This window comes from Alloalcanivorax sp., from assembly GCF_964221125.1.
In the GTDB taxonomy this organism is placed as follows: domain Bacteria; phylum Pseudomonadota; class Gammaproteobacteria; order Pseudomonadales; family Alcanivoracaceae; genus Alloalcanivorax; species Alloalcanivorax venustensis.
In genome coordinates, this window is the sequence record NZ_CAXPXK010000070.1 from 1 (window position 1) to 18,010 (window position 18,010).

19 protein-coding genes are annotated in these 18,010 nt (G+C 63.1%); 3 read left to right on the forward strand and 16 right to left on the reverse strand.

Annotated features, from left to right (window positions below; translation table 11 throughout):
* From ACEQZD_RS08825 to mnmG, 14 genes are all read right to left on the reverse strand, one after another.
* Positions 1-429, reverse strand: a 429-nt coding sequence (locus ACEQZD_RS08825; protein ID WP_370185019.1) for an NTP transferase domain-containing protein, incomplete at its 3' end; no start/stop codon positions are given.
* Positions 430-613: 184 nt separating this feature from the next.
* Positions 614-1,039 (reverse strand): F0F1 ATP synthase subunit epsilon, encoded by a 426-nt coding sequence (locus ACEQZD_RS08830; protein WP_142947991.1) that lies wholly within the window; start codon positions 1,037-1,039, stop codon positions 614-616.
* A 20-nt stretch (positions 1,040-1,059) separates the two neighbouring features.
* Positions 1,060-2,445, reverse strand: coding sequence for a F0F1 ATP synthase subunit beta (atpD, locus tag ACEQZD_RS08835; RefSeq protein WP_142947990.1), 1,386 nt, complete (start codon positions 2,443-2,445; stop codon positions 1,060-1,062).
* Positions 2,446-2,496: 51 nt separating this feature from the next.
* Entirely contained in the window at positions 2,497-3,357 is an 861-nt protein-coding gene (gene atpG, locus ACEQZD_RS08840) for a F0F1 ATP synthase subunit gamma (protein ID WP_142947989.1), read from the reverse strand.
* Between the two features lie 23 nt (positions 3,358-3,380).
* Positions 3,381-4,925, reverse strand: a complete 1,545-nt coding sequence (gene atpA / locus ACEQZD_RS08845) for a F0F1 ATP synthase subunit alpha (protein WP_142947988.1) — start codon at positions 4,923-4,925, stop codon at positions 3,381-3,383.
* A 16-nt stretch (positions 4,926-4,941) separates the two neighbouring features.
* Entirely contained in the window at positions 4,942-5,478 is a 537-nt protein-coding gene (locus tag ACEQZD_RS08850; RefSeq protein ID WP_142947987.1) for a F0F1 ATP synthase subunit delta, read from the reverse strand.
* A gap of 19 nt (positions 5,479-5,497) precedes the next feature.
* Positions 5,498-5,968 (reverse strand): F0F1 ATP synthase subunit B, encoded by a 471-nt coding sequence (locus ACEQZD_RS08855; RefSeq protein ID WP_142947986.1) that lies wholly within the window; start codon positions 5,966-5,968, stop codon positions 5,498-5,500.
* 64 nt (positions 5,969-6,032) lie between these two features.
* Positions 6,033-6,254 carry a F0F1 ATP synthase subunit C gene (atpE, locus tag ACEQZD_RS08860; protein ID WP_007151035.1) on the reverse strand — a complete coding sequence of 74 codons (222 nt, stop codon included), beginning with the start codon at positions 6,252-6,254 and terminating at the stop codon, positions 6,033-6,035.
* Positions 6,255-6,297: 43 nt separating this feature from the next.
* Positions 6,298-7,212, reverse strand: coding sequence for a F0F1 ATP synthase subunit A (atpB, locus tag ACEQZD_RS08865; protein WP_142947985.1), 915 nt, complete (start codon positions 7,210-7,212; stop codon positions 6,298-6,300).
* Positions 7,213-7,227: 15 nt separating this feature from the next.
* Complete coding sequence (locus ACEQZD_RS08870) at positions 7,228-7,656, reverse strand: ATP synthase subunit I (RefSeq protein ID WP_255442257.1); 429 nt, start codon at positions 7,654-7,656, stop codon at positions 7,228-7,230.
* A 273-nt stretch (positions 7,657-7,929) separates the two neighbouring features.
* Positions 7,930-8,850, reverse strand: a complete 921-nt coding sequence (locus tag ACEQZD_RS08875) for a ParB/RepB/Spo0J family partition protein (RefSeq protein ID WP_142947984.1) — start codon at positions 8,848-8,850, stop codon at positions 7,930-7,932.
* 16 nt (positions 8,851-8,866) lie between these two features.
* Positions 8,867-9,682 carry a ParA family protein gene (locus tag ACEQZD_RS08880; protein WP_142947983.1) on the reverse strand — a complete coding sequence of 272 codons (816 nt, stop codon included), beginning with the start codon at positions 9,680-9,682 and terminating at the stop codon, positions 8,867-8,869.
* Between the two features lie 10 nt (positions 9,683-9,692).
* On the reverse strand, positions 9,693-10,325 hold the full coding sequence (gene rsmG, locus ACEQZD_RS08885) for a 16S rRNA (guanine(527)-N(7))-methyltransferase RsmG (RefSeq protein ID WP_370185023.1): 633 nt from the start codon (positions 10,323-10,325) through the stop codon (positions 9,693-9,695).
* On the reverse strand, positions 10,322-12,208 hold the full coding sequence (mnmG, locus tag ACEQZD_RS08890) for a tRNA uridine-5-carboxymethylaminomethyl(34) synthesis enzyme MnmG (RefSeq protein WP_370185025.1): 1,887 nt from the start codon (positions 12,206-12,208) through the stop codon (positions 10,322-10,324). Before mnmG ends, rsmG begins: the two co-directional genes overlap by 4 nt.
* 201 nt (positions 12,209-12,409) lie before the next feature.
* Between mnmG and ACEQZD_RS08895 the strand changes: the two genes are divergently transcribed.
* The 3 genes from ACEQZD_RS08895 (at position 12,410) to ACEQZD_RS08905 (ending at position 16,957) form a co-directional block, all read left to right on the forward strand.
* Positions 12,410-14,113: a potassium/proton antiporter gene (locus ACEQZD_RS08895; RefSeq protein WP_142947980.1), complete on the forward strand. Its 1,704-nt coding sequence runs from the start codon at positions 12,410-12,412 to the stop codon at positions 14,111-14,113.
* Positions 14,114-14,139: 26 nt separating this feature from the next.
* Positions 14,140-14,955 (forward strand): SDR family NAD(P)-dependent oxidoreductase, encoded by an 816-nt coding sequence (locus ACEQZD_RS08900; RefSeq protein WP_370185027.1) that lies wholly within the window; start codon positions 14,140-14,142, stop codon positions 14,953-14,955.
* A 187-nt stretch (positions 14,956-15,142) separates the two neighbouring features.
* Positions 15,143-16,957: an acyl-CoA dehydrogenase C-terminal domain-containing protein gene (locus ACEQZD_RS08905; RefSeq protein WP_370185029.1), complete on the forward strand. Its 1,815-nt coding sequence runs from the start codon at positions 15,143-15,145 to the stop codon at positions 16,955-16,957.
* Here the strand turns inward: ACEQZD_RS08905 and ACEQZD_RS08910 are convergent.
* Positions 16,948-17,553 (reverse strand): HAD family hydrolase, encoded by a 606-nt coding sequence (locus ACEQZD_RS08910; protein ID WP_370185031.1) that lies wholly within the window; start codon positions 17,551-17,553, stop codon positions 16,948-16,950. The two genes, ACEQZD_RS08905 and ACEQZD_RS08910, sit on opposite strands and share 10 nt — an antisense overlap.
* A gap of 35 nt (positions 17,554-17,588) precedes the next feature.
* Positions 17,589-17,966 carry a MarR family transcriptional regulator gene (locus tag ACEQZD_RS08915; RefSeq protein ID WP_228547914.1) on the reverse strand — a complete coding sequence of 126 codons (378 nt, stop codon included), beginning with the start codon at positions 17,964-17,966 and terminating at the stop codon, positions 17,589-17,591.
* Between the last annotated feature and the right edge of the window lie 44 nt (positions 17,967-18,010).

Below are 18,010 nucleotides of genomic sequence, written 5' to 3' on the forward strand. Positions count from 1 at the left end.
GTCGCCGTCGCGAATCACACGGCCGTAGCCGGAGGGGTCATCCAGAGTCAGGGTCATCAGCGCCAGGCTCTGGTCGTCCACGCGGGCGACGAAGTCACGCAGGGTCTGCGGCTGGATCAGAGGCACGTCGCCGTACAGCACCAGCACCACGTCTTCTTCCAGGTGCGGCAGGGCCTGCGCCACGGCGTGGCCGGTGCCGAGCTGTTCGGCCTGCTCCGCCCATTGCAGCCGCGAACCGGTCACCGCCTGGCGGACGGCGTCGCCGCCGTGACCGTAAATCAGCACGGTGTTGTCCGGGTCGAGGGCGCCGGCGGCGTCCACCACGTGCTGCACCATGGGGCGCCCGGCAATCGGGTGGAGTACCTTGGGGAGATCCGATTTCATGCGGGTTCCCTTGCCCGCCGCGAGAATCACTACCGCCAGATTCATGCTCCGCTTCCTTGAGTCCTGTGATGATCGTTACATCGTTCGTCGCCATATAAAAAATCGCCGGGAGCGATTTTTGACGTCGCGCCAGCGACGGCCCGAAGGGTGATCGCCATGGACGGCGATCACAAAAAAGGGCAGCTCAGAGCCACCCTTTTTTAATTCAGCTTGTACCGAAAGCCGGGCGTTACCGCTTGGCCATCTTCTTGATTTGCTCGATGGTACGCAAGCGCGCGGACGCTTCGGCCAGGGTGATGGCGGCGCGCGAGTAGTCCATGTCGGCGTTCTTGCCTTCCAGGGCTTCCTTGGCACGCTGCTTGGCTTCTTCCGCCTGGGCGCCGTCCATATCCTGGGCGCGCTCGGCGGTGTCCGCCAGCACGGTGACCAGTTTCGGCTGGACTTCCAGGAAGCCGCCGGAGACGTAGAACACTTCTTCGTCCCCGTTCTGCTTCTTCACGCGAACCGGGCCGGGCTTGAGCCGGGTGAGCAAGGGCGCGTGACCGGGCATGACACCCAGGTCCCCTTCCACACCGGCGGCCACTACCAGCTCGACCAGTCCGGAGAACAGCTGCTTTTCGGCACTAACGATATCGCAATGCACGGTCATCGCCATCTGTGTTCCTCCCCGGGCGGTTACTTGTCACCGCGTTTGTTGTAGGCCTCTACAACCTCGTCGATGGAGCCCTTCATGTAGAAGTCCTGCTCGGGGATGTGGTCATAATCACCGTTCAGGATACCCTGGAAGGAACGGATGGTGTCCTTCAGGGAGACGTATTTGCCCGGTGCGCCGGTGAATACTTCCGCCACGAAGAACGGCTGTGACAGGAAGCGTTCGATCTTACGCGCGCGGGATACGGTCAGCTTATCCTCTTCGGACAGCTCGTCCATACCCAGAATCGCGATGATGTCCTTGAGTTCCTTGTAGCCCTGCAGAACGGTCTGCACGCCACGGGCCGCCTCGTAGTGCTCCTGGCCGATCACCAGCGGATCCAGCTGGCGGGAGGTGGAGTCGAGCGGGTCGATCGCCGGGTAGATACCCTTGGAGGCGATGTCACGGCTCAGTACCACGGTGGCGTCCAGGTGGGCGAAGGTGGTCGCCGGGGACGGGTCGGTCAAGTCATCCGCGGGCACGTATACCGCCTGCACGGAGGTAATGGAACCGGTCTTGGTGGAGGTGATCCGTTCCTGCAGAACGCCCATCTCTTCCGCCAGGGTCGGCTGGTAACCCACCGCGGAGGGCATCCGGCCCAGCAGTGCCGATACTTCGGTACCCGCCAGGGTGTAACGGTAGATGTTATCCACGAAGAACAGAACGTCGCGGCCTTCGTCACGGAACTTCTCGGCCATGGTCAGACCGGTCAGCGCCACGCGCAGACGGTTGCCCGGCGGCTCGTTCATCTGGCCGTAGACCAGCGACACCTTGTCGAGAACGTTGGAGTCCTTCATCTCGTGGTAGAAGTCGTTACCCTCACGGGTACGCTCACCCACACCGGCGAACACGGAGAAACCGGAGTGCTCGATCGCGATGTTCCGGATCAGCTCCATCATGTTCACGGTTTTACCCACGCCGGCGCCGCCGAACAGGCCAACCTTACCGCCCTTGGCGAACGGGCAGACCAGGTCGATCACCTTGATGCCGGTTTCAAGCAGTTCGTTGGTGGCTGCCTGATCCGCGTAAGAGGGTGCCTCACGGTGAATGGACATGCGCTCTTCTTCACCGATCGGACCCGCTTCGTCGATCGGGCGACCGAGCACGTCCATGATCCGGCCCAGGGTCTTGGTGCCCACCGGCACCTGAATCGGTTCGCCGGTGTCGGTGACACCCAGGCCACGCTTCAGACCTTCAGTGGAGCCCATCGCGATGGTGCGCACCACGCCGTCACCCAACTGCTGCTGAACTTCCAGCGTGGTTTCGGTACCGTCCACGGTGAGAGCGTCATACACCTTTGGCACGTTTTCGCGCGGGAATTCGACGTCGATCACAGCACCGATGATCTGAACAATACGACCGCTACTCATGCTTGCATCCTCTTAACTTGCGTTTTCGCCGCGTGCTGTCTGAAACAGACACTAGACCGCGGCGGCACCACCAACGATTTCAGAAATTTCCTGGGTAATGGCCGCCTGGCGCGCCTTGTTGTACACCAGCTGGAGGTCATTAATGATCTCGCCGGCGTTGTCACTGGCCGCCTTCATGGCGACCATGCGCGCTGCCTGTTCACAGGCATTGTTCTCGACCACGCCTTGATAAACCTGGGATTCAATGAACCGGACCAGCAGCTCATCCAGGATTTCCTTGGGCTCAGGCTCGTAGATATAGTCCCAATGACGCTGAAACTCTTCGTCTTGCGAAGCTTCAAGCGGCAGCAACTGAATGCTTTTGGGTGACTGCGTCATGGTGTTCACGAACTCGTTGTACACCAGGTACAAACGGTCGATCTCACCATTTTCAAAGGCGTCGAGCATCACCTTGATGGAGCCGATCAGATCGCTCAGGTGCGGGGTGTCGCCCAGGCCGTTAACGGTGGCCTGAACGTCGCCGCCGACGCTCTTGAAGAAGGCGATGCCCTTGCTGCCTACCACGCAGTACTGCGTCTTGGCGCCTTCCTGCTCCCACTGACGGGTGCTTTTCACGACCTTCTTCAGCAGGTTGGCGTTCAAGCCGCCACTCAGGCCCCGGTCGGAGGTCACCACGATGTAACCGACGTTCTTCACTTCCCGCTCTTGCAGGTAAATGTGCCGGTACTCCAGATCAGCGTTGGCAAGATGGGCAACCACCTGACGCATACGGCTCGCGTAGGGCTTGCTGGCAGCCATACGGTCCTGCGCTTTGCGCATCTTGCTGGCTGCCACCATCTCCATCGCACGAGTGATCTTCTTCGTGCTCTGGACACTAGAGATCTTGCCTTTGATCTCTTTACCGCTAGCCATAGGACTAATCCTTTCTTAGCGAATTACCAGGTTTGGGTGGACTTGAATTGATCGATGGCGTCTTTGATACCGGCCTCGATCTCATCGTTGTAGTCACCCTTTTCGTTGATCTTGTCCATCAACGCTTTCTGTTCGCTGTTCATATAATCCAGCAGCGCGGCTTCGAAGGCGCCGATCTTGCTGATCTCGATGCCTTTCAGGTAGCCGTTGTTCGCCGCGTACAGCACCACGCCCATTTCGGCAACGGACATCGGGCTGTATTGCTTCTGCTTCATCAGCTCGGTGACGGCCTGGCCGTGCTCGAGCTGCTCACGGGTGGCCTCGTCCAGGTCGGAAGCGAACTGAGCGAACGCCGCCAGTTCCCGGTACTGGGCCAGTGCCAGACGGATACCACCGCCGAGCTTCTTGACGATCTTGGTCTGCGCGGAACCGCCCACACGGGAAACCGAGATGCCGGCGTTCATGGCCGGGCGGATGCCGGCGTTGAACAGGCTGGTTTCCAGGAAGATCTGACCATCGGTAATGGAGATCACGTTGGTGGGTACGAACGCGGACACGTCACCGCCCTGGGTCTCAATGATCGGCAGTGCGGTCAGGGAGCCGGTCTTGCCTTTCACTTTACCGTCGGTGAACTTCTCGACGAATTCCTCGTTTACCTTGGCGGCGCGTTCCAGCAGACGGGAGTGCAGGTAGAACACGTCACCCGGGTAGGCTTCACGGCCCGGCGGGCGGCGCAGCAGCAGGGAAATCTGACGGTAGGCCCAGGCTTGCTTGGTGAGATCGTCATAAACGATCAGGGCGTCTTCGCCGCGGTCACGGAAGTACTCGCCCATGGCGCAGCCGGCGAACGGGGCCAGGAACTGCATGGAAGCCGGATCGGAAGCGGAGGCCGCCACGATCACGGTGTTTTCCATGGCGCCGTGCTCTTCCAGCTTGCTCACCACGTTGGCGATGGTGGACTGCTTCTGACCGATGGCCACGTAGACACACTTAATGCCAGAGTCTTTCTGGTTAATGATGGTGTCCACCGCCACGGCGGTCTTACCGATCTGGCGGTCGCCGATGATCAGCTCACGCTGGCCACGGCCGATCGGGGTCATGGCGTCGATGGATTTGAAACCGGTCTGTACCGGCTCATTCACCTCTTTACGCCAGATCACGCCGGGCGCCACTTTCTCGACGGCGTCGGTTTCGGCGGCGTCCACCGGACCTTTGCCGTCCACCGGGTTACCCAGGGCGTCGACCACGCGGCCGAGCAGTTCCGGGCCCACCGGCACTTCCAGAATGCGGCCGGTGCAGCGGACCTTCTGGCCCTCCGCCAGACCCAGGTAATCACCCAGCACCACGGCGCCCACGGAGTCCTGCTCCAGGTTGAGGGCCATGCCGAAGATGCCGCCCTCAAACTCGATCATTTCGCCGAACATCACGTCGGCCAGACCATGAATGCGCACGATGCCGTCAAATACGGATACCACCGTACCTTCGTTCCGTGCCTCGGTGGAGGTATCAAGTTTCGCGATGCGCGACTTGATAATCTCGCTGATTTCGGACGGGTTGAGTTGCTGCATCTCTAATCCCTCAAACTCAAGAGTTCAGTTGCTCTGCCAGGCGGTTAAGCCGGCCGCGCACACTGCCATCAATTACGGTATCGCCGGCTCTCACCAGCACGCCACCAATGAGTGACTCGTCAACGGAGGTGGACACCTGCACATTCCGGCCCAGACGCGTCTTCAGCGCTGTCACCAGTTTGTCGGTCTCGGCGTCTTCCAGTTCGAACGGCGCGATCAACTCCACATCAATGGTGCGTTGATCTTCCGCCGCCAGTTCGTGGAACAACATTGCGATGGTCGGCAACAGGGCCAGACGCTTGTTGTCCGCGAGCTGGGCGATAAAATTGCGAGCGCTCTCATTGAGCTCATCGCCACAAACGTCGCCTATCGCTTTCGCCTGTGTCTCGCTGTCCAGCTCCGGCTGGTCCAGGTAGGCACGCATGGTGGCTTCCTGCGCCACTGCCGCCGCCAGGCCCAGCATCTGCTCCCATTCCGCCAGCGCGTTCTGTTCTTTGGCGAACATGAACGCGGCCTTGGCGTATGGGCGTGCGATGGTGGTCAATTCAGCCATGGGGTGCCATCCGTATCACTCAGAGTTGAGCCGCCAAGTCGTCCAGCAGCTGCTTGTGTGCGTCGCGGTTCACTTCGCGGCCCAGCACTTGCTCGGCGCCACTCAATGCCAGAGCGGACACCTCTTTGCGCAGCTCTTCACGGGCGCGGTTGATCTCCTGATCGATCTCGGACTGGGCCTTCTCGATCAGACGCTCACCTTCGGTGCGTGCCTGGTCTTTGGCTTCCTCGACGATCTGATTCGCCCGTTTGTTGGCCTGCTCGATGATCTCGGACGCCTTTTCTTTGGCTTCCTTGAGGTTCGAGGAGGCTTTTTCCTGCGCCAGCACCAGATCGCGCTCAGCCCGATCCGCGGCGCTCAGGCCCTCTGCGATTTTCTGCTTCCGTTCTTCCAGCGCCTTGGAAATAGGCGGCCAGACGAACTTCATGCAGAAGATCACGAACAGGGCGAACCAGATGGCCTGGCCAATTAGTGTCGCATTAATATTCATGCCAACACCTCAATCCGCGTTGCATAGATTTCCCAAAATCGGGGCTTATTTCGAAAAGCGCGATTTACTGGAAAATCAGCAGGAACGCGATAGCGATACAGATAATCGGCACGGCGTCCAGCAGGCCCGCGATGATGAACATGCGGGTTTGCAGCATCGGTGCCAGTTCCGGCTGCCGTGCGACGGATTCCAGAAAACGACCGCCCATCATGCCGAAGCCGAGACCGGCGCCGATGGCCGCCAGGCCAGCAACGATTGCAGCAGCAAGAAATTGAATGCCTTCCATTGTTACACTCCCGTAAGTGCTCAGTTGGTTTGGAAAATGAAACTTAGTGCTCTTCCACCGCCATACTCAGGTAGACGATGGTCAGGACCATGAAGATGAACGCCTGGAGGGTGATGACCAGGATGTGGAAAACCGCCCACGGCCACGCGCCGATAAACTGCCAGGTCCCCATCATGGCCGCCACCAGGATGAATACGAATTCACCGGCGTACATGTTGCCGAAAAGCCGCAGACCCAGAGACACCGGCTTGGACAGCAGGCTGATGGTTTCCAGGACCAGGTTGACCGGCAGAAGAAGGAATTTGAGAACGATGTTATCCGTCTCGAAAGGCTTGAACGCCAGCTCACCGACAAAGCCGCCAAAGCCCTTGGCTTTGACCGTGAAGCCGATGATCAGCAGCATCACCGAGAAGGACATGGCCAGGGTGATGTTGGGGTCGGTGGTGGGCACGATCTTGAAGTAGGCCTGGTGCGCGTCCCAGCCGAAGAAAGTGACCATGGTCCACTCGAAAAGCTTGGGGAACAGGTCGACGGGGATCAGATCCATCAGGTTCATCAGGAACACCCAACAGAAGATCACCAGAGACAGCGGCGCAATCAGCTTGCTTTTGCCGTGGAAGGTGTCACGCACCTGGTTGTCGACGAATTCGATGATGGATTCCATGAAATTCATGAAACCGGAGGGCACGCCGGCGGTGGCTTTGCGCGCCACCAGCCAGAACATCAGACACATGATGATGCCGAGACCGCCGGCCCACGCCAGGGAGTCCACATGGAACGCCATGAAGCCCATGTCGACGGCTTCCTGACCGTTGTGCGCGAACGTCCAGGTGCTGGTCTCCAGCGTCTCAACCACATCCCCGTGGTGGTCTAAACGCTCGTAGCCCTCGGGCAAACGGCCATAGGTGAGATTCCCTAGATGGTGCTTGATATATTCGCTGGCGGAGCTCGCTGCCATATCGTTACCTACAGTCTAGTCTTCTTGCCCGTAATGTTCCGTTCCAAGGCGGGCATCCAGGCGCGCGACCTGAACCCAGCCGGCGATTTGCGCCGACATGAAGGCGAGGAACAAAACCATTGCTGTCATTGATTCGCGCATTTGCGGTACTTCGGCGAACGTCAGCCAGAACAGCACCAGCATGATGGCGATTTTGCCGAGCTCCGCTCTTACCGCGGCGCCGGCCATGCGCTTGGCCGCACGGTTTCCCGGGTGCAGCCACACTTGGAAGCCACCCCAAGCATAGGCGATCAGGCTGATGGTCCCGCCCCAGAGCGCCGCCAGACCGATAGTGCTTCCGGCGATCACGGCGGCCAGCGCGGCGATGATGACCACGCTGGTGGTCTGGGCGCGCATCAAGCCCCAGAACAAGGTCCTGCGGGCTGATTCGTCTAAATTGGCCACCTTGCTCCCGGGTTTCGTCGCTGGCTACGCCTGGGTGTTATCAGGTGAAGGTCGCGGGTACCCCCTGATCTTTGGCGCGGGAAGTATATGAGGAAGGCATAGCGGTATCAACCGGCACGGGCAATTGTTTGCCTTGAAAGTGCCGGGCGAAAGGAGAAAAAGTCTGTTGACGCCCTACAAAACGGATCAATTTGTATCAGCGTGCGTGGAAAGCTAACGCCTCGAACGGATTTCAGTCAAGTTATTTGATGTAGATGGACCAAGAGGCGCCGCCTATTTGATGTGCGCCAGAATGCCGTCCAGCTCATCCAGGTTGTTGTAGCTGATCACCAGCTTGCCCTTGCCGGCGTTGCCCTGCTGAATCTGCACCGGGGCACCGAGGCGGTCGGACAGGTCGTTGATCAGGTGCCGCACATTGGGGTCTTCCTTGGCCGGCGCCGGCTTGGCGGGCTTTTCCTTTTCGAATTCGCGCACCAGGGTTTCGGTCTGGCGCACCGACAACCCCTTGGCGACCACGGTGCGCGCGGCCTCCACCTGCTTGGCGCCGGTCAGCGACAACAGGGCACGGGCGTGGCCCATTTCCAGGTCGCCGTGTTCGAGCAGCTTTTTGACGTCCGCTTCCAGGCTCATCAGCCGCAGCAGGTTGGTGACCATGGCGCGGGACTTGCCCACCGCGTCGGCGACCTGCTGATGGGTGAGGCCGAATTCTTCCTTGAGCCGGGACAGCGCCAGCGCCTCTTCCATGGGGTTGAGGTTTTCGCGCTGAATGTTCTCGATCAGCGACATGGCGATGGCGGCTTCGTCCGGCACCTCCCGGATCACCGCCGGAATCGCGTCCAGCTCCGCCATCTGCGCGGCCCGCCAGCGGCGCTCGCCGGCGATGATTTCGTAGCGGTTGTCGCCCAGCGGGCGCACCACGATGGGTTGCATCACGCCCTGCGCGCGGATCGACTCCGCCAGCTCCTCGAGCGCATCGGCGGACATGTCCTTGCGCGGCTGGTAGCGGCCGCGCTGCATCAGTTCCACCGGCAGGTGGCGCAGGTCGCCGTCGCGGGGCGGGCGCTGGGCCTGTTGCTCCGACGCTTCGCCGTCACCCTCGACGCTGACTTCCTCGGGCTGGCGCTGGTACGCCTCGTTGCTGCTGAGCAGGGCGTCGAGACCCTTGCTGAGACCGCGTTTACGCTTTGCCGCCATAGTCGGAGCCTCTACCTCATGCCTGGGATTGCGGGGTTTGCGGAGAGGCCTTGGCATTTTGCATGGCCTGTTCGCGCCGCAGGATTTCGCCCGCCAGCGCCAGGTAGCTGACCGCGCCCCGGGACTTGGGGTCGTAGGTAATCACCGGCGCACCGTGGCTGGGCGCTTCCGCCAAGCGCACGTTGCGGGGAATAATGGTGCGGTACACCTTGTCGCCGAAGTGGCTGATCAGCTGATTGGAAACGTCGTTGGACAGGCTGTTGCGCGGGTCGTACATGGTGCGCAGCAGGCCGCCGATATGCAGCTTGGGGTTGAGCACGGTGCGGATCTTCTCGATGGTGTTCATCAGCGAGGTGAGACCCTCCAGCGCGTAGTACTCGCACTGAATCGGCACGATCACCGAGTCCGCCGCGGTGAGCGCGTTGACGGTGAGCATGTTCAGCGACGGCGGGCAGTCGACGATGATGTAATCGTAGTTGCCGCGAATCCGCGCCAGCGCGTTGCGCAGGCGGAATTCCCGCATCTTCATGTCCAGCAGCTGCACTTCGGCGGCGGTAAGGTCACCGTTGGCGGCGATCAGGTCGAAGCCGGAATCCTTGGGGGTGTCGACCACCGCGTCTTCCACGTTCACTTCGCCCATCAGCACGTCGTGGATGGTGTATTCCGGCTCGTACTTGTCCACACCGGCGCCGCTGGTGGCGTTCCCCTGCGGATCAATGTCCACCAGCAACACCTTCTTGCGCGTCGCCGCCAGGGAAGCGGCCAGATTGACGCTGCTGGTGGTCTTGCCCACTCCACCTTTCTGGTTGGCAATGGCAAAAACGGTGGTCACTGCGGTCTCCTTATTCCGGCACGTGCGGTCCGGCCCGGCTGGCGATCACCAGCACGCGGGCCTCCGCCAGTCCGGGGACCGACAGAGGCGCCACCCGGGCCCGCCAGCCGGCGGGCAGGCCGGCCAGTTCCTGGTCGGCGGCGGCCGCTTTCATGGCGAGAACGCGGCTGCCGTCGGTGATCAGGGGGGCCAGGGCCTGCAGCATGTCCGGCAGGGCGGCGAACGCCCGGCTGATGATCTGCGATGGAGCATTACGGTACTGTTCCACGCGGGTGTTCACAACCTCCACGTTGGGAAGCCCCAATTCCCGGCGGGCGTGGCGCACGAAGCGGGTTTTCTTGCCGTTGCTGTCGAGCAGCACGAAACGCAGATCCGGCCGGGCGATGGCCAGCGGAATACCGGGCAGGCCGGCGCCGGTGCCCACGTCCAGGGTATCGCGGTCGTCCAGATGCGCCAGCACCGACAGCGAGTCCAGCAGATGGCGCTGGATCATCTCGCCCGGGTCGCGCACCGCGGTGAGGTTATAGGCGCGGTTCCATTTCACCAGCAGGTCGCGGTAATCGAGCAGCGCCTGCTGCTGGGCGTCGTTCAGCGACACACCCAGTGCCTGGAGCCCGCCGGCCAGGCGGTCCCGGTCGGTCATGCCTGCCGGGCCGCCTGGTGACGATGCTTCTTAAGGAAGATCAGCAGCAGCGAGATCGCCGCCGGGGTGACCCCGGGAATGCGGCCGGCCTGGCCGATGGTCTCCGGGCGCACGTCCTCGAGTTTCTGCTTCACCTCGTTGGACAGCCCCTGCACCGCCCGGTAGTCGAAGTCCAGCGGCAGGGCCTGGTCCTCGGCGGCGCGCAGCTTGGCGATTTCCGCTTCCTGGCGGTCGATGTAGCCGGCGTACTTGGCGACGATCTCCACCTGCTCGATCACCGCCGGCGCGGCCGGCGCCAGGCCCGCCGCCTCGGCCAGCGGCCGGTAGCTCAGCTCCGGACGCTTGAGCAGATCCATCAGGGTGTACTCGTGGGGCAGCGGCTTGTCGAGCAGCGCGTTGACGCGCTCCGCTTCCACGGTGCCGGGGCGCACGAAGGTGGCCTTGAGCCGCGCCTGCTCACGCTCCATGCCTTCGCGCTTGGCCTCGAAGGCCGCCCAGCGCTCGTCATCCACCAGGCCCAGCTCGCGGCCTTTCTCGGTGAGGCGCAGGTCGGCGTTGTCCTCGCGCAGCAGCAGCCGGTATTCGGCGCGGCTGGTGAACATGCGGTAGGGCTCCTGGGTGCCCATGGTGATCAGGTCGTCCACCAGCACGCCCACGTAGGCTTCGTCGCGGCGCGGCGTCCAGGCCTCTTTTTCCTGGCTCAGCAGGGCCGCGTTCAGGCCCGCCAGCAACCCCTGGGCGCCGGCTTCCTCGTAGCCGGTGGTGCCGTTGATCTGGCCGGCGAAGAACAGCCCGGGCATGTGCTTGGTCTCCAGGCTGTGCTTGAGGTCCTGGGGATTGAAGTAGTCGTACTCGATGGCGTAGCCAGGCCGCGTGATGCTGGCGTTCTCGAAACCACGGATGGAACGCACCGCCTCCAGCTGGATATCGAACGGCAGGCTGGTGGAAATGCCGTTGGGGTACAGCTCGAAGGTATCCAGGCCTTCCGGTTCGACGAAGATCTGGTGGCTGTTCTTGTCCGGGTAACGACTCACCTTGTCCTCGATGGACGGGCAGTACCGCGGCCCGGTGCCTTCGATCACGCCGGTGAACATGGGGCTGCGGTCGAACCCGGAGCGGATGATGTCGTGGGTGCGCTCATTGGTGTGGGTAATAAAGCAGCAGGTCTGGCGCGGGTGCTCTTCCACCTTGCCCAGATAGCTCATCACCGGCAGCGGCTGGTCGCCCCACTGCTCTTCCATCACCGAGAAGTCCACGGTCTTGCCGTCGATGCGCGGCGGCGTGCCGGTCTTCAGACGGTCGACGCGGAACGGCAGCTCGCGCAGCCGGCGCGCCAGGGCGTTGGAGGGCTGGTCGCCGGCGCGGCCGCCCTGGTGGTGGTCCAGGCCCACATGGATGACACCGCCCAGGAAGGTCCCGGCGGTCAGCACCACGGCGTCGGCGTGGAAGCGCAGGCCCATGTTGGTCACCGCCCCCACGCAGCGCCCGTTCTCGACGATCAGGTCGTCCACGCTTTGCTGGAACAGGGTCAGGTGGGACTGGCTCTCCAGGGTGGCGCGGATCGCCGCCTTGTAGCGCACTCGGTCGGCCTGGGCGCGGGTGGCGCGCACCGCCGGGCCCTTGCGGGCGTTGAGCACGCGGAACTGGATACCGCCCTTATCGGTGGCGCGGGCCATGGCCCCGCCCAGGGCGTCGATTTCCCGAACCAGGTGGCTCTTGCCGATACCGCCGATGGCCGGGTTGCAGCTCATCTGGCCCAGAGTCTCGATATTGTGCGTCAGCAGCACGGTGTCCACGCCCATGCGGGCGGACGCCAGAGCCGCTTCGGTGCCGGCGTGGCCGCCACCAATCACCAAAACGCCGAATCGCTGGGGGTAATCCATAGTCAAGCTCGCTCGCGACACGCCCGGGGGGCGCCGCTTAAAATATGATCAGATCGGGCGCGCTAGTATAGTCCGAACCCAAACAAAATAAAGGGCGGGTAAAAAGCGCGTCGGCTGCGCCGGTCCGACAGTGAGTCGACACCGGCCTTTCTATATACTTGATGCTCTGTTCGTTTTACCCCTGATATTCCCGGAGCGCATTTGGAATCACTGAACGTTTTCCTGCTGATCGGCACCGGCCTGATGTTCGTGGGGCTGCTGCTGGGCACCCTGAGTGCGCGCATCGGCGTGCCCTCCCTGCTGGTGTTCCTGGTGGTGGGCATGGTGGCCGGCGAAGACGGTATCGGCGGCATTCAGTTCGATGATTTCTCGCTGGCCTATGTGGTCAGCAACATCGCCCTGGCGATTATTCTGCTCGACGGCGGCCTGCGCACCCGGCTGACCACCTTCCGCCTGGCGTTGAAGCCGGCGCTCAGCCTGGCCACCGTGGGCGTGATGCTGTCCGCCTCGCTGGTGGGCGCCTTCGCCACCTGGTTGATGGACGTGGACTGGCGCCTGGGCCTGCTGCTGGGCGGCATCATCGGCTCCACCGACGCCGCCGCGGTCTTCAATGTGGTCAAGGGCGCCGGCGTGACCATCAACGAGCGGGTGGCCAGCACCCTGGAGATCGAATCCGGCCTCAACGACCCCATGGCGATCTTTATCACCCTGATGCTGGTGGGGGTGATGATGAACCCGGAGGTCAGCTTCGGCTGGGAAATGCTGATTACCCTGATCCAGCAGTTCGGCCTGGGCATGCTGCTGGGCCTGGGTCTGGGCGCGCTGCTCAGCGAGATTCTGCTGCGCGCGCGCAGCAACGAAGGCCTGCACGCGCTGCTGCTGTGCAGCGGCGGCGCCATGGTGTTCGCCACCACCAACCTGGCCGGCGGCAGCGGTTTCCTGGCGGTGTACCTGGCCGGCCTGGTGGCGGGCAACCGGCGCGGCGGCACCGGCGACAACGTGCTGCGCTCGATGGATTCCCTGGCCTGGCTGGCCCAGTCCGGCATGTTTTTGATGCTGGGGCTGCTGGTGACGCCCTCGGAGCTGATCGGCGACGGCCTGATCAATGCCCTGCTGGTGGCGCTGTTCCTGATGGTGGTGGCGCGCCCGCTGTCGGTGTGGGTCAGCCTGCTGCCGTTCCGTTTCAAGTGGCGCGAGAAGCTGTTTATTTCCTGGACCGGTCTGCGCGGCGCCGTGCCCATTGTGCTGGCGGTGTTCCCGTTGCTGGCCGGCGTCGGCCAGACCCGGCTGCTGTTCGACATCACCCTGGTGGTGGTGCTGATTTCGTTGCTCGCCCAGGGCGCCAGCCTGCGCTACATGGCGCGCTGGTTGAAGGTGTCGGTGCCGGCCACCACACCGCCCAAACAGATGGTGCCGCTGGCGGCCACCGGCGACCGCTATGTCATGCAGTTCGAGGTGGACGCCTCCGCCAAGGCGGAAGGCCAGCGGCTGGGGGCGATCACCACGCCGCGCATCACGCCGTTGCTGATCATCCGCAACAAGGAGTTCCGCAACCTGGCCGAGGACCCGGTGATCGAGGCCGGTGATCTGGTCACCTGGCTGGCGCCGGTGGGCGAGCGCGACTATTTATCGGATCTGTGCCACCGTCTCTCCAAGGACGAGAAGCGCTTCTACGGCGATTTCTTCGTGCGCGGCGGCGTGCCGGTGGAGCAGCTGGTGGCGGTGTACGGCATCGAGCAGATCGACCCTCTGCTGCACGGCCTGACCGTGGAGGCGGTGTTCGAGCGGCAGTTCGGCCAGCAGGCCGTGGTGGGCGACACGGTACGGTTGGGCGGCCTCAAGCTGCGCGCCCGCACCGTGGAGCAGGGCCGCGTGCTGCTGATCGGCATCAAACTGCCCAAATAATCTTCGCAACCTTCATTGGAGCGCCCATGACCCGATTCGATAACCACCGTGTTGTGATCACCGGCGCCGGCGCCGGCATCGGCCGCCTGATGGCGGAGAAGCTGGCCGCCCGGGGCGCCGAAGTGATCGTCACCGCGCGGCGCATCGCCGCCGCCCGCGAGGTGGTGGAATGCATCCGTAACGCCGGCGGCAACGCCCACGCCTACACCCTGGACGTGAGCAAGACCGCCACCATCGCCCGTTTCCGCGACAAGCTGCACGAAGAGCGCGGCCCGATCAGCATGCTGATCAACAACGCCGGGGTGGTGTTCGGCGGCGAATTCGAACAGGTCGACCTGCAGCGCCACCTGGACACCTTCAAGGTCAACAGCGAAGGGCTGATAGCCTGCACCCACGCCTTCATGGACGATCTGATCGCCGCGCCGCGTGCCCATCTGGTCAATATCGCCAGCGCCTCGGCGTTTATCGGCCTGCCCTACGGCAGTACCTACGCGGCCAGCAAATGGGCGGTGGTGGGCTTTTCCGAATCCCTGCGCCTGGAGATGCTGGAGCGCGGCCTGAAACAGGTGAAGGTGACCACCGTGTGCCCCAGCTATATCGCCACGGGCATGTTCAAGGGCGTTAAAACGCCGCTGTTCTCCCCCATGCTGACGCCCAACCGGGTGGCCGACAGCATTCTCAACGGGGTGGCCAAGGGGGAAGCGTTCGTGATCGAGCCGCCCATGGCCCGCTCCGTGGAGCTGCTCAAGGGGGTGCTGCCGCGCAAGCTCTGGGATCAGGTGGCGCGGCGCACCGGGGTTTCCACCTCCATGTACAGCTGGAAGGGCAAGGACAAGGGCTGAGCCCGCCGCCGGCCGTTCAACTCTGTGTATAGCCGTTCTCAAGGCGCTTACAAAGCGCCGATTCACCCTGTAGCCGCGACACGCCGCTGCTCCGTCAATGTCAGTCAACGCTTGTTCGCTAAGAATGCCGGGCTATTGTGAAGCGAACCCTCCGGTTCGCGTCCGGAATTGCTGACGAGGGTGTGTTATGCCGACCTACAAGGCCCCCCTGCGCGATATGCGCTTTCTGATCAACGAAGTGTTCGACTTCGAGAGCCACTACAAGACGCTGCCCAACGGCGAGGAAGCCACGCCGGACATGGTGGAAGCGATCCTTGGCGAGCTGGCCAAGTTGTGCGAGAACACCATCGGTCCTCTCTACCACAGTGGCGATCACGAGAGCTGCAAGCTGGAAGACGGCCAGGTCACCACGCCCAAGGGCTATAAAGAAGCCTACCAGGAGTACGTGGCCGGCGGCTGGCAGGGCCTGTCCCACCCGGCGGAGTACGGCGGCCAGGGCCTGCCCATGTCGCTGGGCCTGTTCAAGCAGGAAATGATGGGCACCGCCAACTGGCCCTTCGCCATGTACCCGGGCCTGTCGCTGGGCGCCATGAACACCATTCAGCTGCACGGTGACGAGGATCAGAAGGCCACCTATCTGACGCCCCTCACCGAAGGCACCTGGGCGGGCACCATGTGCCTGACCGAGCCGCAGTGCGGCACCGACCTGGGTCAGGTGAAGACCAAGGCGGAGCCGCAGGCGGACGGCTCCTACAAGATCACCGGCACCAAGATCTTCATTTCCTCCGGCGACCACGATCTCACCGAGAACATCGTTCACATCGTGCTGGCCCGTCTGCCGGACGCGCCCAAGGGCACCAAGGGCATTTCCCTGTTCATCGTGCCCAAGTACCTGCCCGGCAAGATCGGCGAGAGCAACGGCGTGGTGTGCGGTTCCCTGGAAAAGAAGATGGGCATCAAGGCGTCCGCCACCTGCGTGATGAACTTCGACGAGGCCACCGCCTTTATGATCGGCGAGGAGAACAAGGGCCTGGAGTGCATGTTCACCTTCATGAACTCGGCGCGCATCGGCACCGCCTGCCAGGGCATCGCCCACGCCGAGCTGGCCTACCAGGGTTCACTGCCCTACGCCAAGGAACGCCGCTCCATGCGCGCCCTGTCCGGCAAGAAAGACCCGGACGCGGTGGCCGACGCCCTGATCCACCACGGTGACGTGCGCCGCATGCTGCTCAAGCAGAAAGCGATCGCCGAGGGCGGCCGGGCGATGATCTACTTCGCCGCGCAGTACGCGGACAACATGATCTCCGGGATGCTGGAAGACGATCAGGAAAAATACGATCGCTGGGACAGCGAGCTGGGCTTCCTGACGCCGATCCTGAAGGGCTTCCTCACCGAGAAGGGCCTGGAAGTGGCCAACGACGCCATGCAGATTTTCGGCGGCCACGGCTACATCAAGGAACACGGCATGGAGCAGATCGTGCGCGACGCGCGCATCGCCACGCTCTATGAGGGCACCACCGGCATTCAGGCCCTCGACCTGCTGGGCCGCAAGGTGCTGCTCTCCAGCCGCGGCAAGTGCGTCCGTGATTTCTCCAAGAAACTGGTGGATTTCGGCACCAAGAACCTGCGCGACGGCCAGCTGCGTCCCTATGCCTGGAAGCTGCTGAAGATCGCCGCCGAGTGGAACTACCTGACCACCCGCATCATGCTCAACGCCGCCAAGGACCGGGAGATGGTCGGCACCGCCAGCCACGATTTCCTGATGTACTCAGGCTACGCGATGATGGCGTACTTCTGGGCGCTGCAGGCGAAAGTGGCGGCGGACAAGCTGGAGCACGGCGGCGCCGAGCCGAAGGAGTTCTACCAGGCCAAGCTGGCCACCGCGGAGTTCTTCTTCGAGCGCATGCTGCCCACCGCCAAGGGCCACGCGGAAGCGGCCCTGAAACCCACCAAGAGCACCATGCAGCTGGCGCCGGAGCACTTCTCGTTCGACTACGAGTGATCCAGCCCGGCCAGCGGCAGCAGTTCGTCGAGACGGTCGATCACCAGATCGGCCTGATCGACGAACCGCTGGTTGCCGGGGTTGCGCAATAGACACGCGGCCATGCCCGCGTTGCGCGCGGCCTGCAGGTCGTAGACGAAATCCCCCACGTACACGCACGCCTCGGGCGGCACGCTCAATTGCCGGCTGAGCATCAACAGCCCCTCCGGATCCGGTTTCGGGGCACAATCCTCCCGCGTGAGAATGCAGTCCACCGCCAGATCCAGAATCTCGCCGGTGCGGGCCACCGCGGCCCGGCTGTTGCGGGTGAGGATGCCGGTGGGCACCCGCGCCCGCGCCAACCGTTGCAGCAGGGACTCGGCGCCGTCGATCCATTCGGCGGCGTCGGCGCCGCGCATCTCGAACTCGTGCAGGCGTTGGCGGCCCTGCTCGGCGCGGGCGGCGTCCTCCAGCCGGTCCAGGTACTCGAGCACGCCGATGCCCTCGGGCACGCCGACCTCGGCGCGGATGGCGGTGAAATCAAGCCGGGTGTCCGCCAGGGTGCCGTCCAGATCGAACAGCACGGCGGCGAACCGTTGGGGGGTCGCAGTCGTCATTCCGGCAGTCTGCGGCCGGCGCCCGCAAGGCGTCGTCAAGAAAAGACCCGGCGCTTCTCGAAGGTCTGCAGGGAGGCGTCGAGGAAATCCTCGATCACTTTCAGCAGCTGCGGCGACATGGTGATGCGCCGCCGGCGGCGGTCCTGGTCGTCCACGGTCTCGTCCAGCAGGCCCTTCTCGATGGCGGTCTGCACGTACTTCACCGCGGTGCGGTGGCTGACCTTGGGCATGAAACGGTAGAGCTCGGTTTTGGTGAACGCCCGGTCCCGGGCCAGCCACATGCGGGTGAACAGATCGGAATAGTTCAGATCGTAGAACACCTCATCACCGAACAGGGCGCCCCAGTGGGCGTCGGATTCCTGCAAGGCGATCACAAAGGCGCGGCGACGACGGTCGGCGTATTTTTTTGGCATTAGGGCCCTTCCCGTTCCGTTGAATCGCCGATGATAACGGAAAG

Bases quoted from the DNA above. Each gene is read 5' to 3' on its own strand.
- ACEQZD_RS08850 (WP_142947987.1), bottom strand. From the start codon at position 5,478: ATGGCTGAATTGACCACCATCGCACGCCCATACGCCAAGGCCGCGTTC.
- ACEQZD_RS08855 (WP_142947986.1), bottom strand. From the start codon at position 5,968: ATGAATATTAATGCGACACTAATTGGCCAGGCCATCTGGTTCGCCCTG.
- atpD (WP_142947990.1), bottom strand. From the start codon at position 2,445: ATGAGTAGCGGTCGTATTGTTCAGATCATCGGTGCTGTGATCGACGTC.
- atpE (WP_007151035.1), bottom strand. From the start codon at position 6,254: ATGGAAGGCATTCAATTTCTTGCTGCTGCAATCGTTGCTGGCCTGGCG.
- atpG (WP_142947989.1), bottom strand. From the start codon at position 3,357: ATGGCTAGCGGTAAAGAGATCAAAGGCAAGATCTCTAGTGTCCAGAGC.
- ACEQZD_RS08905 (WP_370185029.1), top strand. From the start codon at position 15,143: ATGCCGACCTACAAGGCCCCCCTGCGCGATATGCGCTTTCTGATCAAC.
- rsmG (WP_370185023.1), bottom strand. From the start codon at position 10,325: ATGACCGACCGGGACCGCCTGGCCGGCGGGCTCCAGGCACTGGGTGTG.
- atpB (WP_142947985.1), bottom strand. From the start codon at position 7,212: ATGGCAGCGAGCTCCGCCAGCGAATATATCAAGCACCATCTAGGGAAT.
- ACEQZD_RS08900 (WP_370185027.1), top strand. From the start codon at position 14,140: ATGACCCGATTCGATAACCACCGTGTTGTGATCACCGGCGCCGGCGCC.
- ACEQZD_RS08830 (WP_142947991.1), bottom strand. From the start codon at position 1,039: ATGGCGATGACCGTGCATTGCGATATCGTTAGTGCCGAAAAGCAGCTG.
- atpA (WP_142947988.1), bottom strand. From the start codon at position 4,925: ATGCAGCAACTCAACCCGTCCGAAATCAGCGAGATTATCAAGTCGCGC.
- ACEQZD_RS08910 (WP_370185031.1), bottom strand. From the start codon at position 17,553: ATGACGACTGCGACCCCCCAACGGTTCGCCGCCGTGCTGTTCGATCTG.
- ACEQZD_RS08875 (WP_142947984.1), bottom strand. From the start codon at position 8,850: ATGGCGGCAAAGCGTAAACGCGGTCTCAGCAAGGGTCTCGACGCCCTG.
- ACEQZD_RS08915 (WP_228547914.1), bottom strand. From the start codon at position 17,966: ATGCCAAAAAAATACGCCGACCGTCGTCGCCGCGCCTTTGTGATCGCC.
- mnmG (WP_370185025.1), bottom strand. From the start codon at position 12,208: ATGGATTACCCCCAGCGATTCGGCGTTTTGGTGATTGGTGGCGGCCAC.